We start from the raw sequence: 18,359 nt of genomic DNA, 5'->3' as shown, positions 1-18,359 counted from the left end.
ACCCTGCCTTAAACCAGCACCATGCCGTCTTCGGAAATGGCGTTTTCGGTATCCACGTCCACGCCGAAGATCATTTCGTTGTGCGCCGCGCCCGACGGGATCATCGGGAAGCAGTTTTCTTCCTGCGCCACGGCGACGTCGCAAATGACCGAGTTGTCGGTTTCGATCATTTCCTTGATCACATCGTCCAGCTCGCTGGGCTTGGTCGCGCGCAAGCCGACCGCACCGAAACTTTCGGCCAGTTTGACGAAGTCCGGCAACGCGTCCATGTAGCTTTCCGAATAGCGCGAACCGTGCAGCAATTCCTGCCACTGACGCACCATGCCCATATACTGGTTGTTCAAGATGAACACCTTGACCGGCAAGCGGTACTGACGGATCGCCGCCATTTCCTGGATGTTCATCAGGATCGATGCTTCACCCGCGATATCGACCACCAAGGCGTCAGGGTGCGCCATCTGCACGCCCATCGCGGCGGGCAGACCGTAACCCATGGTGCCCAGGCCGCCGGACGTCATCCAGTGGTTCGGCTTTTCGAACTTGAAGTGCTGAGCCGCCCACATCTGGTGTTGGCCAACCTCGGTGGTGATGTAGACGTCCTTGCGCGACTTGGTCAGTTCATAAAGACGCTGGATCGCCAATTGCGGTTTGATGATCTTCGGGTCTTTTTGATACGCCAAGCAATCCTTGGCGCGCCAATCGTCGATCTGCTTCCACCAGTTCTTCAGCGCCTTTTGGTCGACCTTGGCCTGGCTGGTGCGCCACACCTTGATCATATCTTCCAAAACGTGCCCGACATCGCCGATGATCGGCACGTCGACCCGCACGCTCTTATTGATGGAGCTGGGATCGATGTCGATATGGATTTTTTTCGAGTTCGGGCTGAATGCGTTGAGACGCCCGGTGATGCGGTCGTCGAAACGCGCCCCGACGCAGATCATGACGTCGCAATCGTGCATCGCCATGTTGGCTTCATATGTACCGTGCATGCCCAGCATGCCCAGATACTGCTTGTCCGACGCCGGATACGCCCCCAACGCCATCAACGTCAGGGTGATGGGATAGCCGGTCAATTGGGTGAATTGAGCCAACAATTGCGACGCGCCGGGGCCGGAATTCACCACGCCGCCACCAGCATAGATGATCGGCTTTTTGGCTTTGGCCAACAGCTTGACCGCTTCTTTGATCGCGCCGGTGTCGCCCTTTACCTGCGGGGTATAGCTCTTGTGCTTGACCTTGGTCGGCGGGGTGTACATGCCCATGTCCATCAACACGTCCTTGGGCAGGTCGATGACCACCGGACCGGGACGGCCGGAACGCGCGACATAGAAGGCCTCGTGCATGATGCGCGGCAGGTCTTCGATGGATTTGACCAAGTAGTTGTGCTTGGTGCACGGACGCGTGATGCCGGTGGTGTCAGCTTCTTGGAACGCGTCGTTGCCGATCAGGTGCGTCGGCACCTGGCCGCACAAGCACACCAGCGGAATGGAATCGAGCATCGCATCCAACAGGCCGGTCACCGCGTTGGTCGCGCCGGGGCCCGACGTCACCAGCACGCAGCCGACCTTGCCGGTGGAACGCGCATAGCCTTCGGCCGCATGCACGGCGCCGCCTTCTTGGCGCACCAGCACGTGGCGAAGCTTGTTTTGCTTGAAAATTTCGTCGTAAATCGGAAGGACAGCGCCGCCGGGATAACCGAATACGACATCAACGCCTTGATCTTGCAAGGCTTTGATCACAATTGCGGAACCGTTCATTTCGACGTTTGCCATGATGTCCTCGTTGCCCTAAGACGGCGTCTGTTCTTCACAAAATCCAAATACGCGGCCTCGCTCACACATGAGACCGCACCAACGATAAAAAGGTGAAAGCTCTGCCCGAACGCAGATGGGCCGCCCCTTGGGTTTTCCCCCAGGGCGGGCCCAGCCGCAAGAGAAGGGAAACTAGACGTTCACGCCCGCCCGGTCAACAGAAAGTCGTGAACAAATGAAAAGATTTTTTGCTGAAAACTTTTCGAATATTGCGCAGGCAGGATATAAGCGTCCGGCAGTTGCGATCGCACCCAGGTTAACTGGCGCTTCGCGTAGTTGCGGCTGACCTTTTGCGCCTGAGAAATGGCTTGTTCCTTGCTCATTTCGCCTTTGAGAAACGCCATCAATTCCGGTACGCCCAACGCCTTCATCAGCGGCAATGCGGGATCGAGGTCTAGGTCCATCAAAGCCCGAACTTCGTCCAGCGTGCCCTCTTCCACCATGCGAGAAAACCGCGCATCGATGCCCCCATACAATACGTCGCGCGGGGGAACCACGGCGATGTGGGCAAAATTGACGTCGGGCAACGGCGCGATGCGCGGCAAATCCTGCCATTCGGACAGCGGCCTGCCGGTCGCTGTGGTCACTTCCCAAACCCGCAACAAGCGTTGGGTGTCGCCCACCGGCAGGCGCGCCGCGCTGACGGGATCGAGTTTTTCGACCTCCCCCCAAAACATTTGCGCCCCCAGTTCGGCATGCAAAGCGGTCGCCTGTTCGCGAAAGCGGGGCTCGATATCGGGAATCGGCGACAACCCCTCGACCAGACTTTTGAGATACATGCCGGTGCCGCCGACCAGCACCGGCAAGCGACCGGCGGCGAAACAGGCCTCGATTTCCGCCACCGCCATGGCGCACCAACGCCCGGCGGAGCACATTTCGCGCCCGGACAGCACGCCGAACAGGCGATGGGGAACGCGCTGCTCATCCTCGATCGAGGGACGCGCGGTGATGATCCGCAATTCCCTGTAGACCTGCATGGAATCTGCGTTTATCACGGTACCCGAAAAGTGCTCGGCGACATCCATCGCCATTGCCGACTTGCCGCTGGCGGTCGGCCCTGCGATGATCAAAGCCGAGCGCAGCCCCTTTTTCGGTATGGCCTCTTCAGTCGGCATGGACAACGTTCTCACCTTGATTACAAATTCCGCTGATGGCGCGTTGAGCGCCGATCAGGTGGAAGTGGCGCGCCGCGCGCTGGATGCTATCGGCGGGCAAAGTGCCGCCGCGGACTGGCTTTCGCCCCATGAAGCCGTGGACATCGCCTTCGACGGCGTCCACCCCAAGGATGCGGAGGCTGCCGTGCGCCAAGCGCTCGGTGACCGGCCTCTTGATGTGATCGCGCAAAGCGCGCTCCGGCGCAAGAAAAAGCTGATCATCGCGGATATGGACAGCACCATCGTCGAAGGCGAAACTCTCGACGAGTTGGCCGAGTTCGCCGGCCTGAAAGACCAGATCGCGGCCCTGACCAAGCGCGCCATGAACGGCGAAATCGGATTTGCCGAAGCGTTGCGCACCCGCGTCGCGATGCTCGAAGGGTTGAGCGAGAGCTTTTTGGAAGAAACCATGAACGGTGTGCACCTCAACCCCGGCGCCCGCGAGCTGATCGCCACCATGCGCGAAAACGGCGCGTTCACGGCGCTGATTTCCGGCGGATTTTCGTTCTTCACCGACCGCATCCGCGAACGGGTCGGCTTTCACATGTCGCTCGGCAACAAGTTGGAAATCGTCGACGGTCACCTCACCGGCCAGGTGATCCCGCCGGTGGTCGACAAAGACACCAAGCTGGAAATGCTCGTCGACATGGCCGCCCAGCAAGAACTGGGCATGACCGACACGTTTTCCATCGGCGACGGCGCCAACGACGTGCCGATGCTCATGGCCGCGGGCATGGGCGTGGCCTACCACGGCCATCCGGTGGCGCGCGAACACGCCCGCGCGCGGCTCGATCACGCCGACCTCAGCGGCGCGCTGTTCATTCAAGGCTATCGCCGCGACGAATTCGTCACGTAAGATAGACTGGCCGGTTGATGGTGGGTATTGATCTTCACACCCGTTGAGATACTCTATCTGTTCTAGAACACGACCAAGGCAACGGCCAGATCAGATGCAAAACGAGCCGACCGACGACGCGCCAGCCGAAGCCGGTGAAGAGCAATCCGGCGAGAACAAACCGCTGCCGTCCCAGGTCGCCTTCGCGCATCCGTTTTTTCATTCCATCGAACAAACCTCGTTTCGCACCCGCGAGGACACCGGCGAAGCGGTGATGATCACCGTGCTCGACCATCACGACGTGTCGTTGAAATTTTCCGGCATCAAGACCGAACTGAACCTCGAAGACGACAGCCCCGACGCCAAGATGCTCGACATCGTCGCCGAGGGTTTGAAGTTCGTGCGCGAACTGCGCATCGGCGACAAGGTGCCGAGCGAAATGACCAGCGGCCGCGCCTCGTGGGCCGTCACCGACGAACACCGCGCCATTGCCCACAACCGCGTGACCATGCAGTTGGTGTCGTGGATGTCGGGCGAGGAAATGCTGATCACCGATCCCGATCAATTGGCGCAAGTGGTCGACGACCCAAAAACCAAGGAAAAGATCAGCCAAGCGTTTTCCGCTGCCGCCAAGGCCTTGAACATCGAAGAAGAACGCCGCGAAGACGTGCTGGCCCTCATCGCCAACCTGGCCAACGAACTATCTTATATCGAAGCGCTGCGCGACGAGTTTCATGAAATTCTGCGCATTCGTAAAACGGTCCAAGGGCTGGAGAAGACCTACAAACACGAACACAGCGTGCTCGACACCGTCACCCCGCTGAAACGATTGTTGAAGATCGCCATCGACGGGTTCAGCAATTCTTTCGAACAATTGGACGCGCAGACCGGCGAAATCCTCTCCGCGCTGACCAACATTGCCCAGGTCAGCCGCTTCATCCGCCAAAACCGCGACGACCTGCACCGCCGCCTGTGGGCCTGGGAAGGCCTTATCGAAGAGTGGCGCACGCTGTCGTCCAATCGTTCCACCAAGGCCGAACGGCTATTGGCCGAGCTCTACCACTTCCTCGCCCAACGCTATCTGCCCCGTGACGAATGGGAACTCTATTCCAAGGCCGTGGACAAAACCAAAAAGCGTTCGACGGAAGTGGTGTGGTGAGGACACCAACGTGGCGACGCCAACAAATTGCAAGGGCGAGGCCCTTCAGTATATCCCCGGAATTAACCGATAGCGCACGCGATGCGCATAGTCTCGATAGCCCGGCAACTCTGCCTGTAGCGTCTGATCTTCCAGTGCGGTTCTGATCACCGTGATGATCAACGCCACCGTGGCCGCAATCAGTGCCCACATCGAGCCCAAGGCCAGAACAATGCCCAGCAGCGGCGGAATATTTCCGGCATAGCCCGGGTGCCGCACAAACCGGTATGGACCGCTGTCACACACCACATGCCCGCGATCCGTCTGAATGCGCACCACGCTGGAAAAAAAGCGGTTCTCTGCCAAGGCCCACGTGGCGAAAGCGTATCCGAACGAGATCAAGATCAAGCCGAGTAAGGTGAGCCATAACGGAAATTCGGGGGACCATCCATAGCGGTGATCCAGCCCTGCCACAATGACCGGTAAGTACCCCAAGCTCAGCGCCATCAGTGGGGCAAGCACTTTGTCCCAAGCTTTCGCGGTTTGGACATTGTCGATATTTTGCCGTTCGGCCATCAAGCCCGGATGCCGCTGTTCCGCCCAAATGCGCCCGCCTATGCCGGCGACAAAAATCAGCAGGGAATAGATCCACGCCTGCCACCAACCGACATCCCCTCCGCATAGCAATAAAGCCAGCGGGATAGAGAGATACACCACAACGACACCGCCCCATTGGCGCGGGGAGCCTCGTCGAACGGCTTTATGACGAACAGTCTTCGATGGCATGCCATTCCCCAAACCTACGCACCCCAAGCTTACGCAACGGGCTTAGACATTATATGGCCAAGCCGGTTATGTGGTAGGGCGTATGCCTGCTTCTGGCTAAAAACGGACATTCATGAATGCTCCCACAAACGTCTCCTTATGACCCAATGCAGACATCTATCCTCTCGCTTTTACTGCAGTTCTAAACTGTAGAAAACGCATCTGATTTCCATTATCGTTTTAGTCACTTGTGTTATGAAATGGGGGGGGAAGACAAATGACTAAAAACGTATGGGCATATATGACCCGGGCTACCCTTGCATTGGTGCTTACAGTAGCTTGGTGTGTCGGTTTTGCCGTCGCTGGTGACTACGAAAATACCGTATCCGGTTGGACCGACCACAAGGACGTGGCAGCGTGGCTGGAAAACAATTTTGTTTTCGACAAGAAGCGCCAGGGGATTATTCAAAAACGCCTTAAATCCCAGGGGCCATCTGGCTTACTGATTCGCGATCCGGAGACCCTTTTTAACGACAGCAAGGGCTACTGTGGCGATTCGGCCAACTTTGCACTCGATGCCCTGTCCCGCGTAGATCCAGAGTATAATCCTCGCTGGATATTCATCGAGAATTCCAAGCCTGGGGCAAATCACTGGGTCACCGGGTATACCGTTGAGGGCAAGCTTTATGTAATGGACTTTGGTACCGGTAAAAAATGGCAGGCCATTCAGGGGGTGCATGGACCTTACGGGTCCCTCGACGAATACGTGGCCTATCTCAAGTCTGTAAATATGAAGGGTTTCGGTGTCGCAGATGTACGATGGCGCGATATGCCCGGCACTGTGGACTGATCGATCGCTTGGAAGAAGACCTTGATGTCTGCGTTTGGCTAAAAACGGACATGGTCGCATGGATGTTCTTACGTCTGCTTACGGGTCGAAAGCAACCTCCTCCGGCGTGCCTATAGAAGTGCCCGAAGTGAGGGCGACCTTGTCGATTTCGTAAACACGTTCACCAACGCATAAGGAGCCGACGCATCAAGCGCCGGCTCCCTCATATACGGTTCAAGGTTTGGATTGTGCGGAACCACTCTACCGCGTCGAATGGGAACTCTATTCCAAGGCCGTGGACAAAACCAAAAAGCGTTCGACGGAAGTGGTGTGGTGAGTAATTTTTAGCATATGATTGGCACATCTTTTAGTGTATTATGCACAGATAATCACACGCATATTGGGTGGCTTGATTATAATTCTCTTCTCATGACGCATTATGGAAAAGAACAATGCGCGCCGTGTCCAAAATCGCTTTTGTCGCTTTAGTCAGCTTATCTCCTGCAACGCTCTATGCCGAAAGCGGCGCTACCTTAAAAACCGCCACATCCCCTTGCGCGGGACTCACCGGTGCCGATGCCGTTGTATGCGCCATCAGAGAATTGGAAAAAAAGACCTCTCCGATCATAAAAAACAATCCAACCATAGCTCCGCCAGCTCCACTCAAAATTCCCCCCCCCATGCAACAGGCGATTCCCGGTTTTAAAAACATGTGAGGCACGTTTATGGAATTCCTTGAAGTCAGTTTCATGGACATGCTTCTGTCCAAAGCCATCTATACCCCTGTTCTCGTGGCCGTTGTGATCGCGGGGATCGTTTCTGTGGTTACTTATTTTTGCCAGACATCAAGCGGGGAACAATCGTCCAGTATCTCAACAAAAATGCCGTACACAGCTTATTTCGCCGTCCTAGTGACCTTTGCCCTGTTGGGGGCCATCAGCGGTCAGATGACGGGACAAAGCCGCGACCCAGCGATCGGTGACGTTCTTCCCGGTATTTTGACCCTGATTGGCGGATTGTTCATGTATTTGATTAGTAAAAATGATGCCTTATTACAGCTGATAACGGCGAGCAGCATCACAACGTTGGTACTCTGCCTACTCATCGGAACGCAGTGGGGGGCGCAGCTGCGCTTAGAATACGAAACTAACGCTCGGTTGATTGCCGAAAGCGGCAGTACCGCCCTGAAAAAGGAAGAAGTTCAACACGCCGTGAATCTGCAAAAACTGTTGAACAAACAACAGCTCCTGACGTTCAGCGAACAACTTGGCATCGATCCGCCAAAGTAATGCCTAAGGAACGGGTACAACAAAACAAGGACCGATCAAAGATCGGTCCTTGTTTTGTTGAGGATAAGCTCTGTTTACTCCGCCGCAACGTCGGGCAGGCCTTCGAGGGATTTCGCCAGCATCGCCTCGTCGTAGGGTTCGTCGGTGAGTTTGCCGTCGAAGAAGTCGGTGTAGGCTTGCATGTCGAAGTAGCCGTGGCCGGACAGGTTGAACAAGATGGTCTTGCTCTCGCCGCTTTCCTTGCATTTGAGCGCTTCGTCGATGGCGGCTTTGACCGCGTGGGTGCTTTCGGGCGCAGGTACGATGCCTTCTGCCTTGGCGAAGGTCACGCCGGCGATAAAGCATTCGGTCTGGGCGTAGGCGCGGGCCTCCATCAAACCGAGCTCATAGGCGTGGCTGATCAGCGGCGCCATGCCGTGATAGCGCAAGCCGCCCGCGTGGATCGGCGACGGCACGAAGCTGGAGCCCAGCGTGTACATCTTCACCAACGGCGTCAGGCTGGCGGTGTCGCCGAAGTCGTAGGCGAACTTGCCGCGCGTCAGCGTCGGGCACGACGCCGGTTCGGCGGCGATGATACGGGTCTTTTTGCCTTCGCGCAGGTTGCGTCCGATGTAGGGGAACGCCAATCCGGCCAAGTTCGAACCGCCGCCCGCGCAACCGATGACGATGTCGGGATCGTCGCCCGCCATGTCCATCTGTTCCATCGCTTCCAGGCCGATGATGGTCTGGTGCAGCAAGACGTGGTTGAGCACGCTGCCCAACGCATATTTGGTATCGTCGCGTCCGGCGGCCATTTCGACGGCTTCGGAAATGGCGATGCCCAGCGACCCGGTGCTGTCGGGATGTTCGGCCAGCACCGCGCGCCCGGAATTGGTTTCATCGGACGGGCTCGCCACGCAGCGCGCACCGAAGGTCTGCATCAAGGCGCGGCGGTAAGGTTTTTGTTGATAGCTGACCTTGACCATGTAGACGTCGACTTCCAGGCCGAAGTACTGCCCGGCGTAAGCGATCGACGAGCCCCATTGCCCTGCCCCGGTTTCGGTGGTCAGGCGCTTGGTGCCTTCTTGCTTGTTGTAGAACGCCTGCGGCACGGCGGTGTTGGGCTTGTGGCTGCCGGTCGGGCTGACGCCTTCGTACTTGTAGTAAATCTTCGCCGGGGTGCCCAAGGCCTGTTCCAGCTTGCGGGCGCGAAACAACGGCGACGGACGCCATTGGCGATAGACGTCGCGCACCGGCTCGGGAATTTCGACTTCGCGTTCCTGGGTGACTTCCTGACCGATCAGCGCCATGGGAAACAGCGGCGCCAGATCGTCCGGACCGACAGGCTGGCCGGTACCGGGATGCAGCACGGCGGGCGGCGCTTCCGGCAGATCGGCCATCAGGTTGTACCAGCGCTTAGGCATGCGATCTTCGGTGAGCAGATATTTAATGCTGTCGGACATGAATTCCCCCTTCTATCAACATCATGGACCCTCTGGAGGGGCATTATCGACTTGTCCGGCGCAATTTTCCACTGCGGAAATAAGCCTCCACACGTGCATCATGGTTATGCGCTTGTTTCTGACAAATAAAGAGTGTAAAAAGCCGCCTTCCTTACCGAAACGCCTGGGGGCGGGCATTTTGTTTAAGGGAAATAAATAAAAAATACATCTGTGCTCATAATGGGATACCGCTGAGGCATGAACAACGCCCCTGATTTAAAGCCCGTGCGCGACGATCGCGGTACGGCGCGAAACATTTCTCGACCGACGAATATCTTGCAAGAGATGTCGCCCTTTGCGATGTCCGGCGTGTTGGATGCGTTGTCGGACATGGTGTGCGTGTGCATCGACGGCACAATTCGCCACGTCAACACCTCGGGCCTTGCCATTTTGGGCGCGAACAACACCGAGGACCTGATCGGCCGGTCCTTTCAAAGCCTGATCTGCGACGATTTCGCCACCACCATCGACAACATCATCGCGGTGATGGCCGACGAACCCGACGCCATGCCCATGCGCATCAAAGGCGTGAACGGAAAGCTGGTCAGTCTGCGTCTGAAAGTGGTGAGCGTGCCCGACCTGGGGGAAACCGCGCACATCGTGATGGGCGAAAACGTCACCCGCCAGGCTGAATTGACCGACGCGATCCACGAAAGCCAAGCACGGTTTCGTAAGTTGGTCGACAACGCCTTGGACCTCATCTGCGTGATGAACGACGGCCTGATCACCTACATCAACACCGCCGGCATGAAGATGCTCAAGGCCGCCTATAAGGACGAAGTCATCGGCCAACCGCTCGAAACGTTCCTGCACGACGATTATAAAGGCATCTTTTCCGGCGACATCCGCGAACTGGTGGCCGAAGACATGTTGATCCCGGTGCGTTTCGTCGACATCAGCCAAAACCAGATCGACGCGGAGGTCGGTATCTCCATCCTCGACAGTGGCCGGGGCAGCAATTTCATGATCGAGGCACGCGACATCACCGCGCACAATCGCGCCGTCACCGCGCTGCGCCAATCCATCGAGACCTTGGAACAGCGCGTCGAGGCCCGCACCCGCGCCCTGCAAGACGAAGTCACCGTCCGCCGCCAAGCCGAGGAGAAGCTACGTCACGTCGCCACCCACGACGGTCTCACCGACCTGCCGAACCGCTCCTTGATGCTTGATCGCCTGGACAAGGCCATCGCGCGGGCCAAACGCAACCAGACCAAATGCGCGGTGATGTTTCTGGATCTGGACGGTTTCAAACCCATCAACGACACTCTGGGTCATGACCAAGGCGATTTGGTGCTTCGTGAAGCCGCGATGCGCCTGAACGCGTGTATCCGCGACGCCGACACCGCCGCGCGTTTCGGCGGGGACGAGTTCGTTTTGGTGCTCAGCGATTTGACCAAAACTGAAGATGGCGCCATGGTCGCCGCCAAGGTTTTGCAGGCGTTGTCCGAACCGATCGAGCTCAACGGTCACAGCGTGCAGGTCGGCACCAGCATCGGCATCGCCCTTTACCCGGACCACGGACACAATGCCGAAACGGTCTTGAAACATGCCGACAACGCCATGTACGCCGTCAAGGGCGGCGGCAAGAACAACTACGCCTTCGCCCCGGCGCCAAACGAAATTTAAGAACGATCGGACAAACAAAAAGCCCCGCCGACAACGACGGGGCTTTTTGTTTGAAATGGAAAACCGCGTTACTGCAGTTTCACCGCGACGAAGCGGAAACCGGCTTGACCTTCGATCAACAGCAGCACCGAACGCTTGCCGTCTTTCTTGGCCGCCTTGACCACGCGCTCGGCGTCGGCGGGGGTTTTGACCTTTTCTTGATTCACTTCGGTCAAAAGATCACCAGCGCGAATGCCTTCTTCGTAGGCTTGACTGTCGGCGTCCACGTCCGTGATCACCAAGCTGTCGACACCGTCGGCGAGATCGAAGCGCTGCAGCACCTCCGCCGTCGGCAGCGATACCGTCAGGCCCAACTCGTTCAAGGCATGCTCGGCCGTTTTGCCCTTGGGTTGTTCATCCGCACTGGCCACGACTTCCTTGTCGTCGTCCAAGCGGCCGATCATCACGCTCAGGGTTTTGATTTTACCATCGCGCCAAACTTTCACGCTGACGGCTTTTTCCACCGGCGTCGAGGCCACGATGCGCGGCAACTTGCGCATTTCATTGACGTGCTTGCCGTCGAATTCCAAGATCACGTCACGCGCCTTGATGCCGGCTTTGGCCGCGGGTCCGTCTTCGATCACGCTGGCGACCAACGCGCCTTCGGCCTTTTTCAGCCCCAAGGTTTCGGCGATGGAGTCCGTGACCACTTGGATGTGCACGCCCAACCAGCCACGGCTCACTTGGCCGTATTGGATCAATTGTTCGATCACCACCTGAGCGGCGTTGGACGGAATGGCGAAGCCGATGCCGACGCTGCCCCCCGACGGCGAGAAGATGGCCGTGTTGATGCCGATGACCTCGCCTTGCATGTTGAACATGGGGCCGCCTGAATTACCGCGGTTGATTGACGCGTCAGTTTGAATGAAATCGTCGTAGGGACCGGCGTTGATATCGCGGCCACGCGCCGAAATGATACCCGCCGTCACCGTGCCGCCCAGGCCGAAGGGGTTGCCGATCGCCACAACCCAATCGCCGACGCGCGACGCCGTACTGTCGCCGAAGCCGACCGAGGGCAGCTTGCGGTCGGTGTGTACCTTCAAAACCGCCAAATCCGATTTGGCGTCGCGACCGACGATTTCGGCTTTCAGGCGGGTGTCGTCTTGCAAGATGACCGAAACTTCATCCGCGCCTTCGACAACGTGGTTGTTGGTCACGACATAGGCGTCGCCGTTCTTGCGGTAATCGATGATGAACCCGGAACCCAGCGACGTCGCCTTGCGCTTTTGCGGGTGCTGACCGCCGCCGCCGTTTTTGTCGAAGAAATCCTTGAAGAAATCTTCGAACGGCGATCCCGGCGGGAACTGCGGCATATCGGGCATGGAAGACTTGCCTTCGATCACCTGGGTGGTCGATACGTTGACCACCGCAGGCAGCAACTTATCGGCCAGATCGGCGAAACTTTCCGGCGCACCCTTGGCGTTCGCCGCCAGGGGCTGAAGCAGCAGCATCGCAGTCGCCAACACGGCGAGCATCAACGTCAATGAACGGTTGACCCCAGCAGGAGCCAAGGCATGGGAACGGTGTTTCATCATGTGGCTTTTCATCATGTGGCTTTTCATCATTTGAAATCGATCACGAGAGTTCGAGGGGAAAGCTGGGGGGACGTCCCGAAAGCTTACATCAACATATAGTGGGCAATTTGGGAAGAAGTATGGCGGAACCTCGTCTGCATTGCGACTTTTTTACCCGAACGCGCGCGCCTAACCCAAGGCTAGCCACACCAGCGCCAAGCCCAGTACGGCGGACACCACCGCGCTGATGCGAATGTGCATTTCGTCCATGCTCAACATCATCGCCATGGCGCGGCGCATGACGTCGGGAAACAAGGCGTAAAGCGCGCCTTCGATCACCAACACCAAACCAAAGGCCGCAAGCAGATTGTTCATATGGGCAGCTTCCTAAAAAGCGAGCGGCCCGCCCTCAATCAGGAACGGGCCGCCGCCATTGGTCTCTCAGCGTTCACTCTACTTTTTGCCGGTTTGATCACCGAAGTAGCGGAAGAAATCGCTATCGGGCGACAGCACCAAATTGGTGTCGCCACCGGCCAACGATTCACGATACGCCGTCATCGAACGGTAGAACGCAAAGAATTCCGGATCCTGGCTGTACGCCGCACCCAACAAGGTGTTGCGCGCCGCGTCGCCTTCACCGCGCAGAATTTGCGACTGACGTTGAGCTTCGGCGATGATCACGGTCTTTTTGCGATCGGCCTGGGACTCGATGGTCAATTTCGCCTTGCCGCCATCGGCGCGCAATTGGTTGGCTTCCTTGACACGTTCGGACCGCATACGGTTATAGACGTTCTGCGAAATTTCCGGCGGCAGATCGGTGCGGCCGATGCGGACGTCGACGATTTCGATGCCGTAGTCCTTGGTTTCCGCAGCCAGACGCGTTTGGATCTCGTTCATGATGTCGCCGCGTTTTTCCGACAGCAGTTCGCTGAGCGAGTTACGCGCCATCGAGTTACGCACGCTGGAATTCAGAATGCGCCCCACTTGGTCGCGAAACGCCGCTTCGGTGCGCAACGCCTGGAAGAACCGCAGCGGATCGGTGATGCGATAACGCGCGAACGCGTCCACATTGATGCGCTTTTGGTCCGACAAGATCACTTGGCCCGCAGGCGGGTCCAAATCCAAAACCCGATTGTCGTAGTAAACGACGTTCTGAATGAACGGGACTTTGACGTTCAGGCCCGGTTCGCGGATGACCTTTTTCGGGTTACCAAATTGCATGACCATGGCTTGTTCGGTCTGCGACACCGTGAACAATGCCGACGACCCTATGATGCCGACAGCCAAGACGAGAATGCCGAGAACGGCTGTGAATGTCTTGCTCATTTCTGGCCTCCCGACTTTTTCTGCAGTTCCGGCAATGCCAGGTAAGGCACCACGCCACCGCTGTTTTGATCCAAAATCACTTTATTGGAATTGGACATGATCTCTTGCATCGCTTCCAGATACAGGCGCTGGGTGGTGACGTCTTTCGCCACCTTGTAGCTTTCGTAGACCGACAGGAAACGCTTTGCTTCACCTTCGGCTTCCTTGGTGACCTGCTCTTTATAGGCTTCCGCCTGCTGGATCATCTTGGCCGCTTCACCTTCGGCGGTCGGGACGATCTTGTTGGCGTAAGCCTGGGCTTCGTTCTTCAAGCGATCCAAATCCTGACGCGCCGATTGCACGTCGTTGAACGCGTCGATGACCTGCGCGGGCGGATCGCCTTTCAGCAACTGCACCTGGATGACCGTGATACCGGAGTTGTATTTGTCGAGAATGTCCTGCAACAAGTTACGAGACTTATCCGCGACCAACTCACGATCGCTGGTCAGGGCTTTTTCCAAATCGGTCTGGCCGATGACTTCACGCATCGCGCTTTCGGCGGCCAGCTTCACGGTCACTTCCGGATCGCGAATGTTGAACAGATAGCGTCCCGCATCCTTGACCTTCCATTGCACCGTGAAATCCACATCGATGATGTTTTGGTCCTGAGTCAGCATCAAGCTTTCTTCAAGAACATCGCGCCCGACGCTTGCCGCACGGCCAAACGCCGCTGCCGTGTCGCCCGCAGCGCGGAAGCCGACGTCAATACGGCGTACCGCTTCGACGTTGGGCGTCAAAACCTTACCGATGGGGGCCGGGAAATACCAATGTAGGCCCGGTCCGGCATCTTGTTCGGGAACGTGCTTGCCAAACAGCATCACCACGCCCTGATGACCGGCGTCGACGCGAAACATGCCGCTGGCCAGCCACAACACCAACGCAGCTAGAACCGCCAACGCGATCGCGCGGCCCGATCCAAACCCGCCGGGCATGAAATTCTTGAAATTATCCTGCGAACGGCGCAGCATTTCTTCGATGTCGGGGGGCTGGTTCCCGCCACCGGTGGAACCACCACCGCCACCGCCCCAGGGTCCGCCGCCGTTACCGCCGCCAGAGCCCCATGGTCCGCCTCCACCTTGAGGTTTCCAAGCCATACGCTATGTTTCCTTCAGGTCCAATTTTCAACTGACATATACGAGGAAGATTTCGCCCGCACCGGTCAATTATATTTTGCTTTTCTAATACGACACCCTATATCAGGGTTCGTAACGCTTATAGGCTAGCCCGCCGGGCCGCGCAACGCCAACAGGGACATACGTAGCCGCGAGGCAACCTGAACAGGGATATCTGCTCGTTTTCGGAGATTTCAACCATGTCGCAGATTAATGAAGAAAAAATTCTCGAAACTCTCGCCACCATTAAGGACGGCGATCAAAATATTGTCGAAAAAGGTATGGTCCAAGGCCTTCAAGTCCAAGACGGCCATGTCATTTTCGCCATTGTTGTTCCGCCCTCGGTCGGCGCTTCCGCCGAACCGATCCGCAAGGAAGCCGAGGAAAAAGTCCATGCTTTGGACGGCGTGCTGTCAGCAACCGTCGTTCTGACCGCCGAAAACGAAGGCGGCCAAGCCGCAGCTTCCGGTCAAAAAGCCCCGCAGCCCAAAGAAGGGCCGCTGATGCCCGGCGTGAAGACGATCATCGCCGTTGCATCGGGCAAAGGCGGCGTGGGCAAATCCACCACCACCGTCAACCTGGCGCTGGCGATGCGCGACCAAGGCCTCAAAGTCGGCCTGCTCGACGCCGACATCTACGGCCCGTCGATGCCGCGCATGCTGGGCATCACCGGCGAGCCGAGCTCGTCCGACGGCCAACACCTCGACCCCATGGAAGGCCACGGCATCAAGTGCATGTCGATGGGCTTCTTGGTCGAAGAAGAAACCCCCGTCATTTGGCGCGGCCCGATGGCTCAGACCGCGTTGGTGCAGATGATGCGTGACGTGAACTGGGGCGATCTGGACGTGTTGATGATCGACATGCCGCCGGGCACCGGCGACGTGCAACTGACCATGGCGCAGCAGGTTCCGCTGACTGGTGCGGTGATCGTGTCCACCCCGCAAGACATTGCGCTGCTCGATGCACGCAAGGGCCTCAACATGTTCCGTCAGGTCGACGTACCGGTTTTGGGCATCGTCGAAAACATGAGCTACTTCAAATGCCCACACTGCGGCGAACGCACCGACGTGTTCAGCCATGGCGGCGCGAAGCAGGAAGCCGATCTGTTGCAGATGGATTTCTTGGGCGAAATTCCACTCGACATCACCATCCGCGAAACCTCCGACAGCGGCCATCCGATTGTCGACCACACCCCTGATGGCGAACACGCCAAGGCCTACAAGGCGATCGCCGAAGCCGTGTGGAACAAAGCTTGCGAAAAACTGGAAGCCAAAGCGGCGAAAATGCCGAAAATCGTCCAGTAACACCGCTTGCGATTCCCCCTTAAAAGGCGCTCCTTCGGGAGCGCCTTTTTTATGAATCCGTCACAAAAAATCCCTGTGAACTATAGAGAAACAAGCGTATTATGCCTTTTGCATATTCTCACGTGAGCAATCCGCTCGACTGTTGATGAAGTGTCAATCGGGAAAAATGATGTCCGTTTCTTACAAGTCCACCATCGCCTCGTTCGCCGTCGCCCTATTGGCGACAACATTCACGCCTGCACTCGCACAGGACGCCGGTCTTTATGTCAGCGGCGCTGTCGGTGTGGTCGGTGTTGAAAAAACCACCGTCAATGACACCGCCAGCCGCAAGGTGTCGTTTGACGACGGCCTCGCCGGTGCCGTAGCGCTGGGTTACGATTACGCCAGCCCCTGGCGCACGGAAGTCGAACTGGCGCGCCGCGCGGTGGGCTTGGACAAAGTTGCCGGCGCGAACGCAAGCGGCGATCTCAGCGCCACCAGCCTGATGGGCAACGTGCTTTACGATTTCGATGTCAGCAGCCGCTTCACGCCTTACTTAGGCGTCGGCGTCGGTGCCGGGCGGGTCAATTTCGACAACGCCTCGCCCTTCGGCGCGTCACCCATCGACGACACCGACACCGGACTGGCGATGCAAGCCATTGCGGGTGCCAGCTATGAGCTGCAAGACAATCTCGACCTGTTCGCCGATTACCGTTATTTCACCACCCGCAACCTCGACATGCGCACGGTGGCCGGTAACAGCGCCTCGTTCGATGTCGATGCCCATACCGTGATGGTTGGCCTGCGCTTCAGCTTTGGCGCACCCAAGGCCCCGGCGAAACCCGAACCTGTGGCGATGGTGCAACCCGAACCCGCGCCGGCTCCGGCGCCGATGCCCGAACCGGTGGCCGCGCCGCAACTGCCGCGCAACTACATCGTGTTCTTCGATTGGGATAAAACCGATATCACGCCGGAAGCCGCAGCGATTATCAAAACCGCCGCCGCCAACGCCAACCAAATGGGCCAAGTGCGCATGGTGCTGACCGGTCACGCCGACCGTTCCGGCCCTGCCGCCTACAACGTCAAACTGTCCAAGCGCCGCGGCGACGCCGTGCGGGCGCGATTTGAAGCCTTGGGCTTTGCCCCCGGCGAAATCGAAGTGATCGCCAAGGGCGAGACCGATCCGCTGGTGCCGACCGACGACGGGGTGCGCGAACCGCAAAACCGCCGTGTGGAAATCGTCTTGCCGTAAGCGCTCGCGCTTATGCAGACCTAAAAAGCCACGGCCTACCTGGGTCGTGGCTTTTTTATCGACTAGGTCGAAGAAGCAAGGGAATTGAAAGGCCTCAGTTCACGCCTTGAGGGGCCGCCGCGTCGCCTTCGGCGACATTGCGATCGGCAATTTCCACACAGGCTTTATAGCCATGCGCACCGGCGTGCGGATTGCTCCGTGCCATCTGGGCCAAGTCCTTGTCGGTGCTTTTCAGGGCGTTCAGGAACCTGGTCTCGGCTGCCTTGCAATAAGCTTCGGTTCCGCCGCTCAAGCTGTTTTGAGACGCCATGTTGGCCAAACGCGTCACGGTTCCATTGAGCTTTTGCGCGCCGACTTTCGCGCCGTAGGCGTTGGTGAAGAACGCGCGCAACTGCCCACCTTGTTTTTTGAGGTATGGCTTGAAGGTGGTGACGAAGGCGTTGTAGCTGGCCCGTTGACCGCATGTCAGTGCGGACACCATGAATTCGCTTTGCAGGACGCGCAGTTCCAACGCGGTACGTGCGGCCGTATCGGCGCACACCTCGGCCTTTGCCGATGCAGCTCCCAATCCAATACCCACAACGATGCTTGCGCAAATGATACTCTTGGCAAGCCCGCCCCTTTTGGTGCGTAAAGCCCGATAGATCATAAAAGCTCCCAACTTTGGGCTCATAATAAACACAAATACGGGAAAAATCTCGGGTTATTTGCTGTTGGTTTCACGCGCGCGCAGAACAGCCTCCATGCCCTTACGTCCCGGGGTTGCAAGCATCCCCGAAATCGGCGCGTCGCTTTAACAAAATATTCAAAATATCGCGCCACATTCGGTTCAGCATGCATCGGTTTTTCTGCCCATAAGAGCGCAC

The 18,359-nt window shown here is 57.7% G+C and carries 17 protein-coding genes; 8 read left to right on the top strand and 9 right to left on the bottom strand.

Going from position 1 to position 18,359, the window contains the following annotated elements:
* Window positions 1-8: 8 nt before the first annotated feature.
* Both VIN96_RS05325 and miaA read right to left on the bottom strand, forming a co-directional pair.
* Window positions 9-1,772, bottom strand: a complete 1,764-nt coding sequence (locus tag VIN96_RS05325; protein WP_331894460.1) for an acetolactate synthase 3 large subunit — start codon at window positions 1,770-1,772, stop codon at window positions 9-11.
* A gap of 179 nt (window positions 1,773-1,951) precedes the next feature.
* Window positions 1,952-2,926 (bottom strand): tRNA (adenosine(37)-N6)-dimethylallyltransferase MiaA, encoded by a 975-nt coding sequence (gene miaA / locus VIN96_RS05320; protein ID WP_331894458.1) that lies wholly within the window; start codon window positions 2,924-2,926, stop codon window positions 1,952-1,954.
* On the opposite strand from miaA, the gene serB reads away from it, so the two are divergent.
* Both serB and VIN96_RS05310 read left to right on the top strand, forming a co-directional pair.
* The gene (gene serB / locus VIN96_RS05315; protein WP_331894456.1) at window positions 2,925-3,821 is read left to right on the top strand and encodes a phosphoserine phosphatase SerB; all 897 of its coding nucleotides are present in this window, start codon (window positions 2,925-2,927) and stop codon (window positions 3,819-3,821) included. The genes miaA and serB overlap by 2 nt on opposite strands.
* Before the next feature lie 94 nt (window positions 3,822-3,915).
* Complete coding sequence (locus VIN96_RS05310) at window positions 3,916-4,959, top strand: hypothetical protein (RefSeq protein WP_331894455.1); 1,044 nt, start codon at window positions 3,916-3,918, stop codon at window positions 4,957-4,959.
* Window positions 4,960-5,004: 45 nt separating this feature from the next.
* On the opposite strand, the gene VIN96_RS05305 is transcribed toward VIN96_RS05310, so the two are convergent.
* Entirely contained in the window at window positions 5,005-5,724 is a 720-nt protein-coding gene (locus VIN96_RS05305; protein ID WP_331894454.1) for an isoprenylcysteine carboxylmethyltransferase family protein, read from the bottom strand.
* Between the two features lie 256 nt (window positions 5,725-5,980).
* Between VIN96_RS05305 and VIN96_RS05300 the strand changes: the two genes are divergently transcribed.
* From VIN96_RS05300 to VIN96_RS05290, 3 genes are all read left to right on the top strand, one after another.
* Window positions 5,981-6,553, top strand: a complete 573-nt coding sequence (locus VIN96_RS05300; protein WP_331894452.1) for a transglutaminase-like domain-containing protein — start codon at window positions 5,981-5,983, stop codon at window positions 6,551-6,553.
* Between the two features lie 440 nt (window positions 6,554-6,993).
* Complete coding sequence (locus tag VIN96_RS05295) at window positions 6,994-7,248, top strand: hypothetical protein (RefSeq protein ID WP_331894450.1); 255 nt, start codon at window positions 6,994-6,996, stop codon at window positions 7,246-7,248.
* Between the two features lie 9 nt (window positions 7,249-7,257).
* On the top strand, window positions 7,258-7,821 hold the full coding sequence (locus VIN96_RS05290; RefSeq protein ID WP_331894449.1) for a hypothetical protein: 564 nt from the start codon (window positions 7,258-7,260) through the stop codon (window positions 7,819-7,821).
* A 74-nt stretch (window positions 7,822-7,895) separates the two neighbouring features.
* Here the strand turns inward: VIN96_RS05290 and VIN96_RS05285 are convergent, their stop codons facing one another.
* Window positions 7,896-9,263, bottom strand: a complete 1,368-nt coding sequence (locus VIN96_RS05285) for a TrpB-like pyridoxal phosphate-dependent enzyme (protein WP_331894448.1) — start codon at window positions 9,261-9,263, stop codon at window positions 7,896-7,898.
* 237 nt (window positions 9,264-9,500) lie between these two features.
* Here VIN96_RS05285 and VIN96_RS05280 point away from each other — a divergent pair, with 237 nt between their 5' ends.
* Window positions 9,501-10,928 carry a diguanylate cyclase domain-containing protein gene (locus tag VIN96_RS05280; RefSeq protein WP_331894446.1) on the top strand — a complete coding sequence of 476 codons (1,428 nt, stop codon included), beginning with the start codon at window positions 9,501-9,503 and terminating at the stop codon, window positions 10,926-10,928.
* A 68-nt stretch (window positions 10,929-10,996) separates the two neighbouring features.
* On the opposite strand, the gene VIN96_RS05275 is transcribed toward VIN96_RS05280, so the two are convergent.
* From VIN96_RS05275 to hflK, 4 genes are all read right to left on the bottom strand, one after another.
* Window positions 10,997-12,517 (bottom strand): DegQ family serine endoprotease, encoded by a 1,521-nt coding sequence (locus VIN96_RS05275; RefSeq protein ID WP_331894445.1) that lies wholly within the window; start codon window positions 12,515-12,517, stop codon window positions 10,997-10,999.
* A 153-nt stretch (window positions 12,518-12,670) separates the two neighbouring features.
* Window positions 12,671-12,856 carry a DUF2065 domain-containing protein gene (locus tag VIN96_RS05270; RefSeq protein ID WP_331894444.1) on the bottom strand — a complete coding sequence of 62 codons (186 nt, stop codon included), beginning with the start codon at window positions 12,854-12,856 and terminating at the stop codon, window positions 12,671-12,673.
* 78 nt (window positions 12,857-12,934) lie between these two features.
* Window positions 12,935-13,807, bottom strand: coding sequence for a protease modulator HflC (locus VIN96_RS05265; RefSeq protein ID WP_331894443.1), 873 nt, complete (start codon window positions 13,805-13,807; stop codon window positions 12,935-12,937).
* Window positions 13,804-14,940: an FtsH protease activity modulator HflK gene (gene hflK / locus VIN96_RS05260; RefSeq protein ID WP_331894442.1), complete on the bottom strand. Its 1,137-nt coding sequence runs from the start codon at window positions 14,938-14,940 to the stop codon at window positions 13,804-13,806. Before hflK ends, VIN96_RS05265 begins: the two co-directional genes overlap by 4 nt.
* A gap of 218 nt (window positions 14,941-15,158) precedes the next feature.
* On the opposite strand from hflK, the gene apbC reads away from it, so the two are divergent.
* Together apbC and VIN96_RS05250 are read left to right on the top strand one after the other, a co-directional pair.
* Window positions 15,159-16,262 (top strand): iron-sulfur cluster carrier protein ApbC, encoded by a 1,104-nt coding sequence (apbC, locus tag VIN96_RS05255; protein WP_331894440.1) that lies wholly within the window; start codon window positions 15,159-15,161, stop codon window positions 16,260-16,262.
* 169 nt (window positions 16,263-16,431) lie between these two features.
* Window positions 16,432-17,493: an OmpA family protein gene (locus VIN96_RS05250; protein WP_331894439.1), complete on the top strand. Its 1,062-nt coding sequence runs from the start codon at window positions 16,432-16,434 to the stop codon at window positions 17,491-17,493.
* Window positions 17,494-17,587: 94 nt separating this feature from the next.
* Here VIN96_RS05250 and VIN96_RS05245 read toward each other — a convergent pair whose 3' ends face one another.
* Window positions 17,588-18,061: a hypothetical protein gene (locus tag VIN96_RS05245; protein WP_331894437.1), complete on the bottom strand. Its 474-nt coding sequence runs from the start codon at window positions 18,059-18,061 to the stop codon at window positions 17,588-17,590.
* Window positions 18,062-18,359: the final 298 nt, after the last annotated feature.

Origin of the sequence: Magnetovibrio sp., assembly GCF_036568125.1 — a bacterium.
Classification (GTDB): Bacteria; Pseudomonadota; Alphaproteobacteria; order Rhodospirillales; family Magnetovibrionaceae; genus Magnetovibrio.
Note: the sequence above shows the minus strand (reverse complement) of the source record. Positions and strands in the feature narration are given on the sequence as shown.

Bases quoted from the DNA above. Each gene is read 5' to 3' on its own strand.
- VIN96_RS05325 (WP_331894460.1), bottom strand. From the start codon at position 1,772: ATGGCAAACGTCGAAATGAACGGTTCCGCAATTGTGATCAAAGCCTTG.
- serB (WP_331894456.1), top strand. From the start codon at position 2,925: ATGGACAACGTTCTCACCTTGATTACAAATTCCGCTGATGGCGCGTTG.
- miaA (WP_331894458.1), bottom strand. From the start codon at position 2,926: ATGCCGACTGAAGAGGCCATACCGAAAAAGGGGCTGCGCTCGGCTTTG.
- VIN96_RS05310 (WP_331894455.1), top strand. From the start codon at position 3,916: ATGCAAAACGAGCCGACCGACGACGCGCCAGCCGAAGCCGGTGAAGAG.
- VIN96_RS05305 (WP_331894454.1), bottom strand. From the start codon at position 5,724: ATGCCATCGAAGACTGTTCGTCATAAAGCCGTTCGACGAGGCTCCCCG.
- VIN96_RS05300 (WP_331894452.1), top strand. From the start codon at position 5,981: ATGACTAAAAACGTATGGGCATATATGACCCGGGCTACCCTTGCATTG.
- VIN96_RS05290 (WP_331894449.1), top strand. From the start codon at position 7,258: ATGGAATTCCTTGAAGTCAGTTTCATGGACATGCTTCTGTCCAAAGCC.
- VIN96_RS05285 (WP_331894448.1), bottom strand. From the start codon at position 9,263: ATGTCCGACAGCATTAAATATCTGCTCACCGAAGATCGCATGCCTAAG.
- VIN96_RS05280 (WP_331894446.1), top strand. From the start codon at position 9,501: ATGAACAACGCCCCTGATTTAAAGCCCGTGCGCGACGATCGCGGTACG.
- VIN96_RS05275 (WP_331894445.1), bottom strand. From the start codon at position 12,517: ATGATGAAAAGCCACATGATGAAACACCGTTCCCATGCCTTGGCTCCT.
- VIN96_RS05270 (WP_331894444.1), bottom strand. From the start codon at position 12,856: ATGAACAATCTGCTTGCGGCCTTTGGTTTGGTGTTGGTGATCGAAGGC.
- VIN96_RS05265 (WP_331894443.1), bottom strand. From the start codon at position 13,807: ATGAGCAAGACATTCACAGCCGTTCTCGGCATTCTCGTCTTGGCTGTC.
- hflK (WP_331894442.1), bottom strand. From the start codon at position 14,940: ATGGCTTGGAAACCTCAAGGTGGAGGCGGACCATGGGGCTCTGGCGGC.
- apbC (WP_331894440.1), top strand. From the start codon at position 15,159: ATGTCGCAGATTAATGAAGAAAAAATTCTCGAAACTCTCGCCACCATT.
- VIN96_RS05250 (WP_331894439.1), top strand. From the start codon at position 16,432: ATGTCCGTTTCTTACAAGTCCACCATCGCCTCGTTCGCCGTCGCCCTA.